Below are 17,188 nucleotides of genomic sequence, written 5' to 3'. Positions count from 1 at the left end.
TTATGGAAAATCTACTAAAAAAAATCAGCCTATTTCAGTTCATCTTGATTACAGGCAGTGTGTTTGGACAAGTCAGCGTCAAGAGATTAAATGATCCTTCCATTGTTGCCCAGCATAAAAGAATGGTCTTTCAAGATTGGGGAGATTGGAGACCATATCCAAAATACTTTTTAGGAATCCAAACCAATTTTGCCTACGCAACGGTGTGGGGAATTTGGGCTCCAAAAATCAACAGGGATTATAAGGATGGGGAAGACATTCGTCCATTAAAACCGACAGGAGTTCAAAATCAAAGGTTTGCCCAGCTAAAGTTTCAAGAGGAAGAAGCAAAAAAGATAAAAGCAGCTTCAGATACCATTCATAAAAGGAGCGTTCAGGATTTTGCCCATTGGACGTCCGCTACTGTCGATGCCGATCCTCTTTGGCTATTGTATTACAAACGAATGCTAAAACCTATTACTGAATTTCCCGATACACCTCAAAATTTTATCGAGTGGCGACTGAAAGACCTGCAAACGTTTGAAACACTCAGCTCAACAGGAGCATTAAAAAGACTTCAGGAAGAGCTGGATCTCATCAAAGAAAAATACGCAATGTCCAGAAGTATGGATATGCCAAGAGGAAAACGGTTCATTATGTACCACGAAACCCTTATTAAATGGAGAAAATTTGTGCGAGAGTTAAGGGATTACAATAACAAGACAACACTTCTTACAGATTACAAAAATATTTTAAAGAACCATTCAAATTATGCTTTGCCACCTGGTTGGACACCCGCTTCAGACCAGCAAATTGTTCAAAATTTGATGAATCATTATAAACACCGATTTTAAAAATGAATAAAACGATAACATTAACTTTTTGCTTATTAACAATTCTTTTACCTGTTATGGGTTTCGCCCAGACAGACGGTGATTACAGCAATCTACTCCAATTTTTAAAGGGAGATGGTGCCTTTGAAAAGTGGTTTATGGAAGTTTTTACAAAACTGGACAACAGTGTGCAGGATAGCGCCGCCGGTTCAGCTTTGGTAGGAAAAGCAATAGGCGGTTTAGGCGCTCTGATGTACCTCGGGTACATGGGTTGGCAAATGGCAGCCGGAGATAGAGAATGGGAAATCACACCGATGTTGAAACCAATTCTTATCGGATTTACCCTTGTTTACTGGAGTGGATTTGTCAGTATGATTCAAGCGCCATTTGAGGCCATTGCCGAACCCGGAATCTCAATTTTCAACGATATAGAATCGGAAGTCAATGATTTACGGGTCGAGAGATTTAAAAAGCAGCAACAATTACTGGATGCTGTCATCAAATTAAAGGCGGAAGAAGATGCCAAACAGGAAGTCATTGAGAATACTACTGAAGATGCGGATGATTCGTGGTATGACATCAGCGAAGGATTGGATAAACTCATTCAGCCCATCAAGGAATGGTCGATAAGAATGGAGTTCCAAATGCAAAAATTAGTAGCAGAACTCATTGAATTTTGTTGTCTTTCCATTCTTCGGATTTGTGTATATCTCATTTTCTTCATTCAAAAAATATGGTCTTACATTTTAATTATTTTGGGGCCGATAGCTGTTGGAATGGCTCTTATTCCCGGATTTGAAAATTCATTATACAGTTGGGTATCAAAATTCATCAACATTAATCTTTACACTTTTGTTGCCTATACGATCATCAACATCGGTCAGCAATTGATCGCTTCCGGTTATACAATGGAGATCGAAAGGTATGATACCTTATTATCCAATGGAACCATTACCAACTTAGACGCTTTGATGGTCTATGTGAGCAACTCCGGAATGATCTACAATCAGCTTTTCACCTGTGTTGCCTATGTTGTTACGGGAATCGGAGTACTAATGACCCCAACCATTGCAGACAGTATTGTTTCTGCAGGAGGGGCGGGAGCAATGACGAAAATGAAAAGTGCAGCAGGAAAAATGGCAAGCAGTGCTAAAACAGCAATATTGGCTGCCAAAACAGGAGGAGCTTCTGTAGCAGCAAGTGCAGCAGCAGGTTCAGCATCAGGCAGAGTTCAAAGAGCGATGAAAAAAGGAAAATAAATGTTGTACGAATGACCAACAACCAAACATTATCAACCAACAACTAAAATAAAGATGCTTATCAAAAATATAGAACAAAGAATCAAGATCAACAAGGTCATTTCTTTATCCACCATTGCTTTTGCTGTTTTCATTGTCATTGCCGGATTTTTCTTTGCATACAGAATGATCGAGGATTCCAGAAAATCAATTTACATTTTAGACAATGGCGTTCCGGTTCTTGCCAAGCAGACTGATGTCCTGCTGAACCGACCTGTTGAATATAAAGCTCAAATTGAATTATTCCACAGATTGTTTTTCACACTCGCTCCCGATGATACCTATATCAAGGATAATATTCAAAAGTCATTGTATCTTATTGATGACAGCGGAAAAAAGGAATATACGAACCTAAGGGAAAAAGGATTTTACAATCAAATAATAGCTTCCAGTTCGATGGTCAGTATCCATACCGATTCAATTACGCTTAGTATGGAACAAAAGAAATTTAGCTTTTTCGGTAAGCAGATGATCACAAGAAAATCTTCTGTCATTACGAGGAAGCTCATCACCGAAGGTTTCTTTGAAGACATCATCAGAAGTCCCAATAATCCTCACGGTGTGATTCTTAAAAACTGGCGAATCATCAATAACGAGGAACTGTCCAATCAAAATAAAAATTCTTACTAAAATGGAAACTACATTAAAACAAAAGGGTCAGAAATGGCTGCAGTGGGCAGTTCAAAATCCAAAGAAATTCTTCACGTATTCAATGATTCTACTGTCGGTTTCATTTATAGGGTCTCTAATTCAAGGTATCTTTTTCCCTTCCGAAACAGCATTTAAAATAAGACCTCCGGTTCTCTATTCTAAAAATAAGTCGAGTCAAAATCTATCTGTCAACAATGATAAAGAGATGGAAAAAATAGTACAAGAACTGAAAACTTTAAAAGTGAAAAGAGACAAAAACGCACTGAAAAAAGAAGACAGTTTACGAATTGACTACTTGTTCAACCAATACCAAAAATTAAAAAATGGACATTAAAAAAATAAATTTTAAAGAAAAAAAATATGTTCTGCCTCTTTTGGCTCTGCCATTTCTTTTTCTTTTCGGCTACGTAGGAGCACAGTTTCTCAAAGAAGATACTTCTGAAAAAAATAAACCAAAAGAATTGTCACTATCACTCGGCGATACGCAAGATTCCATTATGACCAAAAATGATGCGTATGATGCTTTTTTCAAAAAAGAGGATAACAGAACGATGCTTGGTGGTTTGGATAAAGAAGAAGATAGTTTATTGAACTATGATGACCAATTGTCACTGGACCAAAAAAGAAAAATTGACTCCTTAAAAGCAGAAAACGGAAGACAAAACAGATACCAGGCAAAAGAAAATCAATCCTCGTATTACAAACCAAATCAATCACAGAGGGATGACAAAGATTACAACAGGTCTTCAGAAATCATTAAAATGCTGAATGACAAATCTTACGGGAACCAAGAAGATAAATACGCAGATACACCAAAAGAAAAGACACAAAGTGTCCAACCAGACCCTGTAAAATATCTGAAAGAACAAATGCTCGTGATGGATTCTTTAGAAAAATCCCGTGATCCTGAGTACCAAAGTAAACTCGCAGCAGAACAAAAACTGAAGTCCAATAAAGAGAAAATGGAAGATTTTCTTAATTCAACTTTCAATGTGAGCAAATCCGGAATCAACAGTGGTTTCAATGCTTTCTATAAGGAGAAAGAAAACAGCTTTATCAAAGCGGTCATTGACGAAAATAACAAAGGCTTTCTTGGAAGCAGGATTAGGTTCCGATTGTTGGAAGACATCTTTGTCGGGAACAAAAAAATAATCAAAGGTTCGATATTATACGGACAAATCTCAGGATTTTCAATGCAGAGAGTCAATCTCAACATTGTATCTGTATTCACAAAAGGAGAAATCTATCCTGTCAATCTTTCGATTTATGATGTTGACGGGATGAAGGGATTGTACGTTCCGCAAAGCGTTTTCAGAGATATGATGCGGGAAATGGGAAGTAACTCAGTACAAGGAACTCAGATGGATATGGGCGGAAAAGGATTTTTCTCAAGCATTGGATCCAGCCTGTTTACATCAACATCTAAATCTATTGCCAACCTGATCAAAGAAAATAAAGCAAAACTGAAATACAACTCATATGTCTTTTTGATCGACGAAAATCAATTGAAAGATTCACAAAACCAACAAAAAAAATAAAACAATGAGAACTTTATTATACACCCTTTTAATATTCACAGCTCAATTTTTCACGGCTCAAACTGCAACCAAAGAACAGATTGTTTCCGATTTACCTGAGATTGAAATTACCGAAGGCATCAACCTGCATATTATCTCGCCTGAGCCCATTCAGTACGTGGATTTGTCAACAGAAAAACTGACTGGAGATTTGCCTTCTACAAACATTGCCAGAATAAAGATCACAGACCATCCTGATTCTGACGAGAAAGGAAAAATCAATATACCTTCCGTTTTTGTTAATGGAAATACTATTGGGATCATTACCGTTGTCGCACAATCATTCATTGCACAGTATAAAGTGGTGCATAGAAATCAGGATAACCTCAATACGATTACCAATATTCATATACAGCCCGAAGCGATGCAGCCTGTAGAATTTGATAAAATGGTGTTCTCTAATCTTGAACTGAGAAAATTTTCGATGGATATTATTCGAAAAAAATCTGAAAAAAATCCGATTAGAGAAGAAAAAAATCTAAAACTCAGCTTCCAGCTCAATAATGTCTATGTGATGAGTGCTTATATTTTTTTAGATATGACCATCAAGAATAATTCTAATCTGAACTATGATATTGAGGATTTGAAATTCTCCTTGGAAGACAAAAAAATACACAAAGCCACCAATAACCAAAGTGTAGATCTAACACCCATTTTACAGCTCAATCCGCAGAAACACTTCAGAAAAAATTTCAGGAATATTTATGTTTTCAAAAAATTCACTTATCCAAACAGTAAAGTGATGATGATTCGCTTGATTGAAGAACAGCTCTCGGGGCGCACCATAGAAATGAAAGTCAACTATTCAGATATTCTGAAAGCAGATACCTTTTAATATTAAGACTATGGAAAATTTTACAGTTATGCTGTGTTTTGCACTGGTGATATTACTATTTACCTACCATTCTGTTGCTATAATTATTATTTATAAAAAACGAAAAGAATTTATCATTGCCTATAAAAGGGTGTTAAACCTTAAAGATTGGTGTGATAAAATATCTGAAGAGCCAGGTCACTCATACATTATCGAGAGTGTCGAAAAAAGAGGAAATGAATTAATAAATAAATTGAATCTGTTGAATGCCAAACTTGTTAAAATACAGGAACATCATAAAAATTTGCAGGAACGGCAACAGAAGCTACACGATAGTTTACTGGAAGAACACAAATTACTGAATCAATATTTCGAAAATTATTCTTAATGCAAGAGCAACAACACCAAATAAAGATCTATGGCTTTCTACAAAAAGCGGTGTACGCAGTCGTAGCACTCGATTGTGCTTCGCTTTTCTACCTTAATGCCAATGTTCCGGTAGTATCAAACTTGTTGAAAAATTTTTCAAAGTTGAGTTTTATCTACCCTCCTATCAATGCCAAATTTGCAACATTGATTCTGATTGGATTAGTGGCTGTCGGAACAAAAGCCAAGAAAAAGAAAGACCTTAATATTAGTAAAGAGATTATTGCTCCTATGATTTTGGGATTGCTGATGATTTTTTCTTCACTGGTTTGGCAGAATGAGGCAGGAAATGAAAAACTTCCAAGAGTGTTTCCCGGATTTAATCTCTATCAGGGAATCTATGCAGTTCTTTCTTTTTTAGGGGCAGTTATTCTTCAAATGGGTGCAGATAGTATTTCAAAACTGATGCAGCAGAAAATGGGAAAAGACCGATGGAATGTTGAAGAAGAATCTTTCGACCAAAATCAGGAATTGGTAACATCGGATGTCACAATCAATATTCCATACTTGTTCCGTTACAAAAACAAAAGCAATAAAGGTTGGATGAACATCAATCCTTTTAGAGGAACGATGGTCATTGGAACACCAGGTTCTGGTAAATCTTTTGGTGTGATCAATCCTGCCATAAGACAAATGATTGCAAAAGGTTTCTGTCTCTGCATCTACGATTTTAAATTTCCTGATCTAGCACAGATTGCATACTACCATTATTTGTTGAAAAAAAGTAAGGAAGCAGACTACGATTACAATTTCCACGTCATTAATCTGAAAGAGGTTGAAAAATCAAAACGAGTCAATCCATTTCACAAAAAGTACATCCAAACTTTAGCAGAAGCCCAGGAAATGGCAGAATCAATGGTTTCATCTCTACAGAAGGGAGGTTCGAGTTCCGGAGGTGGTTCTGAAGCTTTCTTTACCCAATCCGCCATCAATTTTCTGTCTTCCTGTATTTATTTTTTTGCAACATTTGAAAATGGAAAATATTCTGATCTGCCTCATATTCTTTCCTTTATGAACCGCAGTTATAAAGAAATTTTTGACACACTTTTTACCAACGAAGAAATTTTCTCTTTGCTTTCGCCTTTCAAAACGGCGTATGACAACAAAGCGTTTGATCAGCTGGAAGGACAAATTGGAACTTTGAAAATATTCCTTTCCCGATTGGCAACTAAAGAAAGCTTTTGGGTGTTTTCGGGAGATGAAGTGGAATTGAAGATTACTGATCGTGAAAATCCATCCATTATCATATTAGCATCAGATCCGGGAACACAGGATATTAACTCAGCCCTTTATTCCTCGGTGTTAAACAGGACTTTAAGATTGATCAATTCCAAGCACAATTTACCGGGAGGAATTATCGCAGACGAATTTCCGACGATTTATATTCATAAAATTGATAACATCGTGGCCACTGCAAGAAGCAATAAAGTTGCTGTAATGCTTGGATTACAAGAAATTCCGCAGCTCAGACAGTTCTACAAAAAAGAAGTTGCAGATACTATTTCTGCGATTGTTGGAAATATTATTTCCGGTTCTGCCAGAGACAAAAATACATTGGATTGGTTGGAAAAACTATTTGGGAAAATTAAACAGAAATCATACTCACAATCAATTTCACAGCAAGGGACGACCACCAGTATTAATGAAAAGATGGACAATATGATTCCTGCCGGAAAAATTGCGGCTCTGAAAACCGGAGAAATGGTTGGAATGATCGCACAGGGAGAAGAAAATGATGCTGAGGAATATAAAACGTCTGCAATTAGTGGTAAAATTAACCTGGATATGAAAGCGATTCAAGAAGAAGAAAAAAACTATGTTAAAATGCCATCTTATTACTCTTTTGTAGATAAAAAAGGGGTTAACCGCAAAGAAGAAGTGCTGATGACCAACTTTAGAAAGATCAACAAAGAAGTGGAACTCATTGTGAATGAAAATATTAAAGCTGCGTAAAATGAAAAAACTAAAATACACATTTACATTGATGGCGCTGTTTTACAGCTGCTTATGCTTTGCCCAATTCAATACGATTACACCAACAATACCGAAAAAATCTGAAAATCCAAAGGTATCCGAAAAATCTAATATTGAAGATCCGGTAAAACAAAAGAAGGCTAAGAAATCTTGGAAGCAAGTTTTAAATATCACCACAAAATCAGATTTAAAAAATGAAACCAAAGGTTCGACGAAGTGGTTAACGAGTCAAATAGATTCACTGAAAACACTGATTAAAGAGTATAGCAGTGTAAAAGAAATACGAAAAAATGAGTTTGAAAAACTGAAAGATTCTTTGATGCTGCAAGCACAAAATAGAGTAGAAGAAACAAAGAAAGCATCAAAAAAACAAAACTTTTTTACAACGTATGATTTTGTAGACGAACCTGCAGCATCTTTTTCAAAAATTGTAATGCCTCTTAAAAACAAGATCACCATTACATCTTCTTATGGGACAAGAACTCATCCTATTTTCGGAACAAAAAAAACGCACAACGGCATCGACCTTAAAGCCAGTTATGAGAATGTCTATTCTGTAATGGATGGAATTGTTACAGCAACCGGTTGGGATTCTAAAGGCGGAGGGAATTTCATAAAGGTAAAACATTTTAACCGTTTCGAAACTTCCTATCTACATCTTTCAGAAATGTATTATCGAGCTGGAGAAATAGTAAAAGCTGGATTTGTCATCGGAAAAAGCGGGAATACCGGAAACTCCACAGGACCACATCTGCATTTTTCGGTGAAAGAATTCGGACAAAACATCAATCCTTCTCATTTTTTAAATGACCTCATAAAAGTAAACAATTTAATAGCAACATACAATGAATAACATAACCTTACCTACCGATGAACTGAAAAAATACGGAATTATTAATGAGGATAATTCTTTCTCTAAAAAGCTAAATATAGAGGATGTTCAGAAATTTCTGCAAGGATATACCATCGTTGCAGACCACGACAAAAACAGGGCGACTTTTCAGCTGACTGATAATAATACTAAACTGAAGGTCATCTTTTTGGAAAGAGATAAAAGTATTTCTGACATCCTCGAAAACAGTAAAAATAATATTCAATATACTGATGTCAAGAATGTTTCTAAATCTGAAAATGAACTGAGTTTCGAAAAAAAAGCTTTCATTTTTGACAAAGAGACCGAAAAAGTAGTTGAATTTGATTTCATTAAAAATGCAAGAGAATTGACCGCAATTATTGCAGATAAAAAAAATACAGAAGAACTTAACCGTTACATAGCAGAACTTCTAAAACTTAAATCTTTTCTGCAAGATAAAATTGTTCAGTTCCCAGAAATGGCAAAAGAAATTACGAATGATTTGAATATTGTATCCAAAGAATTTAATACAGTTGCTGGAATCTCTGAAAAGCAAAATCACTCTCAAAAGCAGGAAAAATCAGATTTACAACTAAATGTGAACGACCCTGATGTCTATCAGGATGCCAATCGAATGAGAGATGAGGAAAGCCAAGAGCAGGACGAGGAAATACCAAAGTCAAGAGGTTTTAGAAGATAGCTTAATAGGTGGAAAAAATGGAAGACAATCTAACCTGGTTTGATAAGAATATAGTTCCCAGAACGAAGGCTTATAAAAATTTTGTGAAGGAAATTGAAAACACTTCACCTGAACAGTTTTTTCGGGACGGAGAGAGGCTGTTTACCGATAGAGAGAAAAAGTTTATGGCAATTCATCAATCTAAGGGAAAAGAATTTATTCAAGGTTCAAATTTTACATTGAAAACATTTTTCAATTCAAATCAGGGTTTCCCTATTGAGGATAAATTTAATACTACCGCTGAATTAGTCAGATTTATTGAAAAGCAGCAACTAGCCAATAAACATTTGATTTTGCAAAATAACAGGGAGTCTACTGAAATTGCTATAAGTAATGAGTCCATAAAACAGAAATTTCTCTCTGATCTCTGGGCTCAGGAATTGGAGAAAAAAACTGATTTAAGTTCCGGATTGACCTATACGCAAATTGATGAAAAGCAAGCTCATCATTATCGAAATTATGAAGTTGAAGCTGTAAAGTTATCATTAGAAGGGGTTCATCAAATTGAAATGACTGATCTGGAAGAAAATGCAGACTTTTTTTCAGATGAAGGCTTTGAAGAAAATTTAACCCCTGCATCTGACCTTCCGGACGGCTGGACCTGGAACGATTACGATGATGGGAGTGGCTCGCTGAAGAGTCCAAGCGGTCATAGGTATTACAGCTATGATCTGCAAACTCAGGAATATACATTACCGTACGGTCGGCGAGAATGGACAGGTATGAGAGATTTTTATGATGCTCCAAAAAGTTTGAACGAATTCAAAAGCTATGTCGAAAACGACTTAAAAGCAAAAGCGGTGCAAAATAATCTTTATCCGAAACTTTCCGAAGAGGAAAAAAATGATATTCTCAAATACAGGATCTTTATGAAAGAAAACGAATTCATACTGGAGAACTTGCAGATCACAGCGAGCCAAAGAAAAGCTTATTCAGAGAAAATGGAATTCGGAACAACAGATGGAGATTATTCTCTTACAAAGGCACAAATGGACACAATCCCAAATGTTATTGATGGTCATACGTTGTCAAAAAATGACAAATACGAATTGGCTTTCGGCCTATTGGAAAAACAGCTATATGGGGAATCCTACGAATTATTGGATAGCGGTGAAATTCTAAAAAATTATCTGGATGAAAATGTTTTTTCAAGAAACAGAATATTAACAATGAATGATATAAAATTTAACAATCAAACCCCAAACATTATGGAAACACAGAACGAATATGAACCATCTCAGTATCCGAAATTTCAATTAAAATATCTTGGTTTCGGAGAAGGAGAACAACTGCACAAAGATTTAGAAAACGGAATTAATGCTCCCGAAAAAGAGTTCGAAATTAAAACCACTTCCGACAAAACGATGCCCGGAAATGAAATGGAATTCACGTTAAAATTCAATAAGATAGAAAATGGAAGTGTCTTTATGAATTTTTATAATGCTAAACTCACTAAAGCAAATGGCGACGTTATCTCCCACAATTTTCCTGTTAACAGGGTGAATACATTTACTGCTAAAGAAGCAGTCAACCTTTTGGAAGGGCGTACGGTAAAAATACAATTTCACAATCCGAAAACAGAAAAAATAGAACCTGCATTTGCCAAACTGAATTTTAACGAACCCAAAACCGAAAAAGGAAATTACAATTTCCAGAATTTTTACAAAAATTATGGAGTTGATACGGCTCAGATCGTAGAAAAATCCAAACTGATCTTCGATAAGCCGGAATGGAAGGAAAGTACCATAAAATCTTTGGAAAAAGGAAATATCGTGAAGGTAAAATTTGAATTGGATGATAAAGTAATAGAAGGCAAAGCGGTGCTGAATCCGCAATACAAAAATCTGAATCTGTATGATTCTGATATGAACAGAATCAATACCAACAAGCCTTTAGAAGGTTTGGAACAAGACAACAAGCACGAAAAAAATAACGTGAAAGAACAAAGTATTAAACGATAGATAACACTTACAACCAATCATTTATTTCCCAGCGGTAAGTCAAATTAATTAGGCTGCCGCTTTTTTAAACCCTATATCTATGAAAAAACTTTTAATACTACCCAGCTTGTTTTTTCTTTTTGTAAGCACTTCCTGCCACAAAGAAATCAAATCCGAAAAAGGAGGAATCGATGTTGTCTCCAATGTATATTTTGATGTTTCCAAAAATCTGAACAATATCCAAAGTTTTCATTTGTCAAGCCTTAATTATTCAGGAGATTCCATAATAGAAAGGATTCCGGATGTTGATGCTCCCGAAATAACCCAACAGATTTATTTCATTAAAGATTCATTGTGCTATACTATTGAAAATGAAAATCCCGGCAAAATTATTCTGTCAGACATCATAAAGAAACAAAAGCCGCTTTCGGTTGAAAAGAAAAAAGGAGGAACATTGTTTTCTCAGGAAAAAATCCCCAATTACAGAAACAGAAAAAATCTGAATGATACGGTTTTGTTTAAGAAAAAATACAAACGATTTGAAATCAACTCACCTTGGATGTACACCCGGTTTTACATTTATCCAACGGATACTATTTTACCGTACTCTATTTACAAACACGCGGAAAAGGACTACCACGGAAGGCTCGAAAGGATTGATTCTTACAATAAAAAGACGGACATATTCGTGACGCTTCAATTAATATCAAGAAAAAACTGGGACAGTGAAGCCAAAGAAATTTTTGAATTTAACCACTTCATAAAAAACAGAAAAAAGTGAAAGATGAAGATTTTTTTAATGAGATAAATGATGACATTTCTGTAGTTGAAGGAAATAAAAAGGAACTTATTGTTTTCACAAACAGTAAGGATATGCTTTCATTCTTGGAGCTTCTTCAATTGAACAAGCAAGTCAATAATAGAACAATTATTACCTTAAATTCCGGTTCCAATAGCAAAAAGTTCCTCAATAGATACCAGAATTATGATGGCAAAATGTTTTTATGTCTGAGCGGGGACAGAACAGGAAATGCAATAACCAGAAAAATTCTTACAGAATTTAATGGCAAAAATATCAAAGACGTTCGTCCGTTGTATGAAATTTCTGAAAATGGGAATCAAGACCTGACCGAATATTTAGAGAATAAACTCAATTTTCAAGATAAAAATACTAATTTAGTTGAACCAAAAATTTCTGAAAATGAAAGCAATGCAATTGAATCCGGAACAACATCCGATCCTCAGCAAGTGGGAAACGGAACACCTGAACAAAACACTGGAGAACTTGGCTCAAAAATCCAATCCGAGCAAAACGGAAGTTACGAAAGCGGACAAGCAGTGGGCAGCAACAATGCTGGAAATGGACTTGCAGGCACAGAACGGAGCGATTTGGGAAACCGAAACCGAGGAAGAGGATCCAATGGAGGAACACAACCGCAAAATGATGAAAAAAATGAGGGAAGAGAATATTCCTTGGGCGGAATCGTATCCGGGAGAGCTATATCCGATAGAAGAAGATCCGATAGAAGACCTTCCGAGGTAAGTGAAAATTCAACAAATAAGGTAGAGCTAGATGTTCTCATTTCAAAATATAAAGGGCGAAAACTTAATAATGAACAAGTTGCGGAAGTAGTTTCTGCAGCTTGTTTTGTTTCTAATGACAACAGAATTCTTCTCAAAGAAAATCTGAAAGTCACGGATGATTTAAAAGAAATCTGCAATCAATTCCAAAGTGGCGGAACCGCAAAAGAAGGCAGAGGGATTTTAGATGAATATTACACACAAGATAAAATTGTCGATGCAGTCCGCAATTTAATCAAAGACCATTTCAAAACTCAAAAAGAAATTTCTGTTTTAGAACCCAGCGTTGGTACAGGAAATTTTATCTATGCCACTCGCGAATTATCTGTAAATTCTAAAATTACAGGCTTTGAAATCAACGAAACCACGGCGAAAATTGCAAAAATTCTACATCCCGAAGTCGAGATCAACCTTCGTTCGTTTGAAACTGAATTTATTGATGACAGAGGTAATAAAAAAGACTCAAAAGATTTTTCAGAAAGATATGATTTGGTCATCGGAAATCCGCCTTATGGCGAACATCGTGGGCTTTACAAAGGATTAGGCGAAGAACCTAAAATTTCAAAATACGAAGATTATTTTGTTAAACGGTCATTAGATTCTTTGAAACCCAACGGCGTTTTGGCGATGGTTCTTCCATCAGGTTGGCTCAACCGACAAAAGAATTTACAGAATGCTAGTGTTTTGGAAGGTTTCCGTTTACCCAATGGCGCTTTTGCAGGAACACAAATCGGAACGGATATTATCATTCTCAAAAAAAACAATCACCAGATTTCTGCGGATATTTCCAAATATTTTGAAAATAATCACACAAGAGTTCTCGGGGAAAACCGTGAGAAAACCAATCGTTTTGGGCGTTTGGAAAATTATATCCACGGAAATTTGGATGAAGCTCTCTTTAAGATTGAACAATTTAAAAATAAAAAAGAAACCGAGAGAATCGGAAATCTTTTTGAAGATTTGTTTTTAGAAAATACTGAGTCCAATTCTGTTACAAAAGTTCCTGTAAAAAAAGAAATTATTGCGGAGAAAATAGATGAGTTGAATTTAACAGAAACTCAAGAAAAAATTGAATTGGTACTTTCTAAACTCAATAACATCAAGTTTAAATCTCCCACCATTACGACTGAAATAAGAAAGTATGAAAAACTGCGCGAAGATTTAATCACAAAACCAGCATCGTTTTCAGAAGAAAAATTAAAAGAATTGATAGAAAAAAGTGATAGAATAATTTCTATTCACAATACGAGAACTGAGAAGGAATATAAAGTCCAAACGGAGCCTTCCATAAAGAAAGGAATTTTAAAATATCAATTCTCCAAACAGGATGAAATTGTAAATACTTCCTTGCAAAATAGTTCAAACATTACGAAAGAACAAATTGAAGCATTCAGAGATACATCTTACGATGGAACGCTCAACAATCACGAAAAACATTCCAAATTTTCAAATTATTCTGATGGAGTTTGGATTCACGATTTTTATTATGCAGAAGGAAATATTTATGCGAAGTTAGAGCAGCTCGAAAAAGATTTTGCAGATAAAAATGCTGTTGGTGGAACGGAAAATCAGTACGAAAAACAAAAAGCATTATTAGAAAATGTTCTACCAAAAGCGAAATCTTTAGATGAAATTTATATCAGTCCGAACCACGAGTTCGTGCACAAATTTGAGTTAGGCCAAATAGAAAAAGACCAATATAATCATATTACAAAACGTACCGAATCAGTCATTGTAGATTACAATCTTGCGGAAAGATTCAAAGACTTTGTAGGCACTTTGTCAAGTGAAGCCTTTGCGGGTTCTTCAGCTTGGGAAGTGCGAAGCTTTGTAGATAATGAAACGGTTACAGGAAGCGATAAAGAGCGAAATGCGTTAGTCAGAGAAAGACGAAAAGCTGCTGCGAATGATTTGTTTTACAAATTTGTACGTGAAGAATTATCAGATGACATTAGAACTCGTTTTGTAAAAGATTTTAACCGCAATTACAATAACATCCACGTTCCGGATTATTCTAAATTCCCATTGTTTTCAAAGATTCATAAGAATTTCAAAGGAAAGGAATTTAGATTAGCAGAGGTTCAGAAGGCGGGAATCGGAAGACAGACCACAAAAGGCGTAGGACTTTTAGCGCACGAAGTGGGTTATGGAAAAACATTGTCCGGAATCCTTTCAATGCACGAAGCAATGGAAAGAGGAAATGCGAAAAGACCAATCATCGTAGTTCCGAATGACAGCATTATGAAACAATGGGTGGAAACGATTTTTGAAACGATTCCCAACGCGAAAGTTAATGTTTTAGGGAATTTGGGGAAAGATTATGACCTTTCAAAATTTGATAATAAAGACGGAGAAATAACCATCGTTACTTATGAAGGTTTTAACAATATTGGATTTTCATCAGAAATAACCGAAGAACTTTCGTCAAAATTCAGTTACATCTCTGCAAGTGAAATGAAGGGCGTTACCAATACCGAAAGAGACCTCCAAATTGAGTTTCAGAAAGAAAAGGAGATTGAGGGAAAAATGAAGCGTGGTAAAATCTATGACTGGGAAGATTTTGGATTCGACCATTTGACTTACGACGAAGTTCACAATGCCAATCATATTGTAGGAAAAGTAAAAATTGAGGACCGAAGATTTGCGTCCGATTTTAGAAGTCAAAACCAACAGACTTCCAAACTGGGAATCAATACCTGGATGGCAGCTCAGTACATTCAAGACAAAAACGACGGAAGAAATGTGACCTTGCTTTCCGCAACGCCTTTTACCAACAAGCCTTTGGAATATTATTCCATTCTTTCTTTAATAGCAAATAAAAGATTAGAAGAATCGGGATATTTCAACGTCAATACTTTCTTCGAGACCTTTATGGAAGCGGATAATGATATGGAAATTGATGCAAAGGGTGATGTGAAATTTAAAGCCAACGTTCGGAGATTTAAAAATAATTCGCTGTTTCAACAATTACTTTCGGAATTCATTGATATAAAAGGAGAAGAAGACAATCCTGAATTAATTCGTCCCAACAAAATTAACAAAGAATATAAAATTGAACAGAATGATCTCACAAGAGAACAGTATGAGCTGCTCAATGAAAATTTCAGTGAGACTGAAAAAGGAGCAATTTTAACACATATTCTCAATGCCAGATTGATTGCTATTTCACCGTATTTATCGCCATTTTATGATGGCGAAGAACCTTCAATAAAAAAATTCATAGAAAATTCTCCGAAGTTAAAAGACACGATGGATTTGATAAGGCAGAACAAAAAAGATCTTCCTGACTCAGGACAAATTGTGTATTCTGAATTAGCAGTTGCTCAGTTTCCAAAAATAAAAGAATATCTCATAACAGAAATTGGTTACAAACCCGAAGAAATCGGAATCATTACCGGGGCGACCAATAAAAACCAAAGAATTTCTATTCAAAATGATTTTAATGAAGGAAAAATAAAAGTAGTTATTGGAAGTGAAGCCATTCAGGAAGGAATGAACCTTCAGGAAAACACAACCGATGTTTATATGCTTACGTTGCCATATAATTTTACGTCACTCCGACAAGTGGAAGGACGAGCCTGGAGGCAAGGAAACAAGAACGAAAATGTGCGGGTTAATTTTATGCTGACCAATGACAGTATTGATGTGTTTATGCTTCAAAAACTGCAATCCAAACAGGCAAGATATTTAGAAGCAATGAAAAAAGGAGCCGATGTTTTGGATATTTCAGACATCAGGACTCAAGAATTAAAAACCTCCATCATTACCAATCCCGAAACCAGAGCCAATATCGAAATCGAACTCATTAAAAAGAAGATTGAAAGTGAAAAAAATAAACATTTGGCCGATAGTGCATTTGTTCTGAGAAAATATGAAGATGTTTTGAAAGTAAAAGAATTGGTAACCCAAGCCGAGCATTCATATAATAGAATTGAAGGCTATTCGAAAAATGGCGATGCAAATGCTGAATATTGGGCAACCCAATTACCATCATATCAAAAAACAATTGAACTTCATAAAGTTCAAGTACAAGAAGTAATTGAAAATTTAGCTCAGAAAGGAATAGATGTTACTCAAATTGAATATCAAACCAAAATGACTGAAGATAAAATTGCGGAACTGGATAAAAAGCTGGAAGAGCTTCCAGCAGTTAGAGAAAATTTAGTAGTTCAATACAGAATAGAAAAAGAGGAACAGCTTAAAGCGAATGAAAATAGAAATTATGTGAGAGAAAGAGCGAGGGAAAATACAGTTTTATATAACAATTTAACAACAGTAGATTTTATAGATAAAGTATTAAACCAAAAAGAGAATATTTACTTAGATAATTTTCAGAATGTTGTCCGAAGAAGGTAGTTATTTATTTGTATATAGCTTAGTAAGATATATTTATATTGATTGTTTAGTACGGATTATTAAAAGAGATTTGTGCTTTGTAAGATACTGTAGTATAAATAATTTTTTTTAAAAGTCTTGTTAGTAATAAATTTTAAAAAAATAGATAAAATTTAATATATATTTAT

The 17,188-nt window shown here is 35.3% G+C and carries 13 protein-coding genes; all 13 read left to right on the top strand.

Annotated elements, in window-relative coordinates:
* Positions 1 to 2 precede the first annotated feature (2 nt).
* The 13 genes from U9K52_RS05505 to U9K52_RS05445 all read left to right on the top strand — a co-directional run bounded on the left by U9K52_RS05505 (position 3) and on the right by U9K52_RS05445 (position 17,021).
* Entirely contained in the window at positions 3 to 833 is an 831-nt protein-coding gene (locus tag U9K52_RS05505; RefSeq protein WP_322925623.1) for a hypothetical protein, read from the top strand.
* 2 nt (positions 834 to 835) lie between these two features.
* Positions 836 to 2,071, top strand: coding sequence for a membrane protein (locus U9K52_RS05500; RefSeq protein ID WP_034975928.1), 1,236 nt, complete (start codon positions 836 to 838; stop codon positions 2,069 to 2,071).
* Between the two features lie 54 nt (positions 2,072 to 2,125).
* Positions 2,126 to 2,740: a conjugative transposon protein TraK gene (gene traK / locus U9K52_RS05495; RefSeq protein ID WP_034975926.1), complete on the top strand. Its 615-nt coding sequence runs from the start codon at positions 2,126 to 2,128 to the stop codon at positions 2,738 to 2,740.
* A 1-nt stretch (position 2,741) separates the two neighbouring features.
* Positions 2,742 to 3,095, top strand: a complete 354-nt coding sequence (locus U9K52_RS05490; protein ID WP_028123304.1) for a hypothetical protein — start codon at positions 2,742 to 2,744, stop codon at positions 3,093 to 3,095.
* Positions 3,091 to 4,299 carry a conjugative transposon protein TraM gene (gene traM, locus U9K52_RS05485; RefSeq protein WP_028123305.1) on the top strand — a complete coding sequence of 403 codons (1,209 nt, stop codon included), beginning with the start codon at positions 3,091 to 3,093 and terminating at the stop codon, positions 4,297 to 4,299. The genes U9K52_RS05490 and traM overlap by 5 nt, the downstream gene beginning before the upstream one ends.
* A gap of 4 nt (positions 4,300 to 4,303) precedes the next feature.
* Positions 4,304 to 5,173 (top strand): DUF4138 domain-containing protein, encoded by an 870-nt coding sequence (locus U9K52_RS05480; RefSeq protein ID WP_028123306.1) that lies wholly within the window; start codon positions 4,304 to 4,306, stop codon positions 5,171 to 5,173.
* Between the two features lie 10 nt (positions 5,174 to 5,183).
* Positions 5,184 to 5,540 (top strand): hypothetical protein, encoded by a 357-nt coding sequence (locus U9K52_RS05475; RefSeq protein WP_028123307.1) that lies wholly within the window; start codon positions 5,184 to 5,186, stop codon positions 5,538 to 5,540.
* Positions 5,540 to 7,531 carry a type IV secretory system conjugative DNA transfer family protein gene (locus tag U9K52_RS05470; protein ID WP_034975924.1) on the top strand — a complete coding sequence of 664 codons (1,992 nt, stop codon included), beginning with the start codon at positions 5,540 to 5,542 and terminating at the stop codon, positions 7,529 to 7,531. Before U9K52_RS05475 ends, U9K52_RS05470 begins: the two co-directional genes overlap by 1 nt.
* A 1-nt stretch (position 7,532) precedes the next feature.
* Positions 7,533 to 8,405: a M23 family metallopeptidase gene (locus U9K52_RS05465; protein WP_051879935.1), complete on the top strand. Its 873-nt coding sequence runs from the start codon at positions 7,533 to 7,535 to the stop codon at positions 8,403 to 8,405.
* Positions 8,398 to 9,105 (top strand): hypothetical protein, encoded by a 708-nt coding sequence (locus U9K52_RS05460; RefSeq protein WP_034975922.1) that lies wholly within the window; start codon positions 8,398 to 8,400, stop codon positions 9,103 to 9,105. Before U9K52_RS05465 ends, U9K52_RS05460 begins: the two co-directional genes overlap by 8 nt.
* Positions 9,106 to 9,122: 17 nt before the next feature.
* The gene (locus tag U9K52_RS05455) at positions 9,123 to 11,105 is read left to right on the top strand and encodes a hypothetical protein (protein WP_051879934.1); all 1,983 of its coding nucleotides are present in this window, start codon (positions 9,123 to 9,125) and stop codon (positions 11,103 to 11,105) included.
* 79 nt (positions 11,106 to 11,184) lie between these two features.
* Positions 11,185 to 11,865 (top strand): hypothetical protein, encoded by a 681-nt coding sequence (locus tag U9K52_RS05450; protein ID WP_034975921.1) that lies wholly within the window; start codon positions 11,185 to 11,187, stop codon positions 11,863 to 11,865.
* On the top strand, positions 11,862 to 17,021 hold the full coding sequence (locus tag U9K52_RS05445; RefSeq protein WP_042279187.1) for a helicase-related protein: 5,160 nt from the start codon (positions 11,862 to 11,864) through the stop codon (positions 17,019 to 17,021). The genes U9K52_RS05450 and U9K52_RS05445 overlap by 4 nt, the downstream gene beginning before the upstream one ends.
* Positions 17,022 to 17,188 lie beyond the last annotated feature (167 nt).

Source organism: Chryseobacterium sp. MHB01 (genome assembly GCF_034651565.1).
Classification (GTDB): Bacteria; Bacteroidota; Bacteroidia; order Flavobacteriales; family Weeksellaceae; genus Chryseobacterium; species Chryseobacterium nepalense.
The sequence above is the reverse complement of the archived record's forward strand: the minus strand, read 5'-3'. Positions and strand labels throughout refer to the sequence as shown.

Excerpts from the sequence above, each read along its gene's own strand:
- U9K52_RS05505 (WP_322925623.1), top strand. The coding sequence starts at position 3 with ATGGAAAATCTACTAAAAAAAATCAGCCTATTTCAGTTCATCTTGATT.
- traK (WP_034975926.1), top strand. The coding sequence starts at position 2,126 with ATGCTTATCAAAAATATAGAACAAAGAATCAAGATCAACAAGGTCATT.
- U9K52_RS05470 (WP_034975924.1), top strand. The coding sequence starts at position 5,540 with ATGCAAGAGCAACAACACCAAATAAAGATCTATGGCTTTCTACAAAAA.
- U9K52_RS05480 (WP_028123306.1), top strand. The coding sequence starts at position 4,304 with ATGAGAACTTTATTATACACCCTTTTAATATTCACAGCTCAATTTTTC.
- U9K52_RS05465 (WP_051879935.1), top strand. The coding sequence starts at position 7,533 with ATGAAAAAACTAAAATACACATTTACATTGATGGCGCTGTTTTACAGC.
- U9K52_RS05450 (WP_034975921.1), top strand. The coding sequence starts at position 11,185 with ATGAAAAAACTTTTAATACTACCCAGCTTGTTTTTTCTTTTTGTAAGC.
- U9K52_RS05490 (WP_028123304.1), top strand. The coding sequence starts at position 2,742 with ATGGAAACTACATTAAAACAAAAGGGTCAGAAATGGCTGCAGTGGGCA.
- U9K52_RS05500 (WP_034975928.1), top strand. The coding sequence starts at position 836 with ATGAATAAAACGATAACATTAACTTTTTGCTTATTAACAATTCTTTTA.
- U9K52_RS05455 (WP_051879934.1), top strand. The coding sequence starts at position 9,123 with ATGGAAGACAATCTAACCTGGTTTGATAAGAATATAGTTCCCAGAACG.
- U9K52_RS05475 (WP_028123307.1), top strand. The coding sequence starts at position 5,184 with ATGGAAAATTTTACAGTTATGCTGTGTTTTGCACTGGTGATATTACTA.
- U9K52_RS05460 (WP_034975922.1), top strand. The coding sequence starts at position 8,398 with ATGAATAACATAACCTTACCTACCGATGAACTGAAAAAATACGGAATT.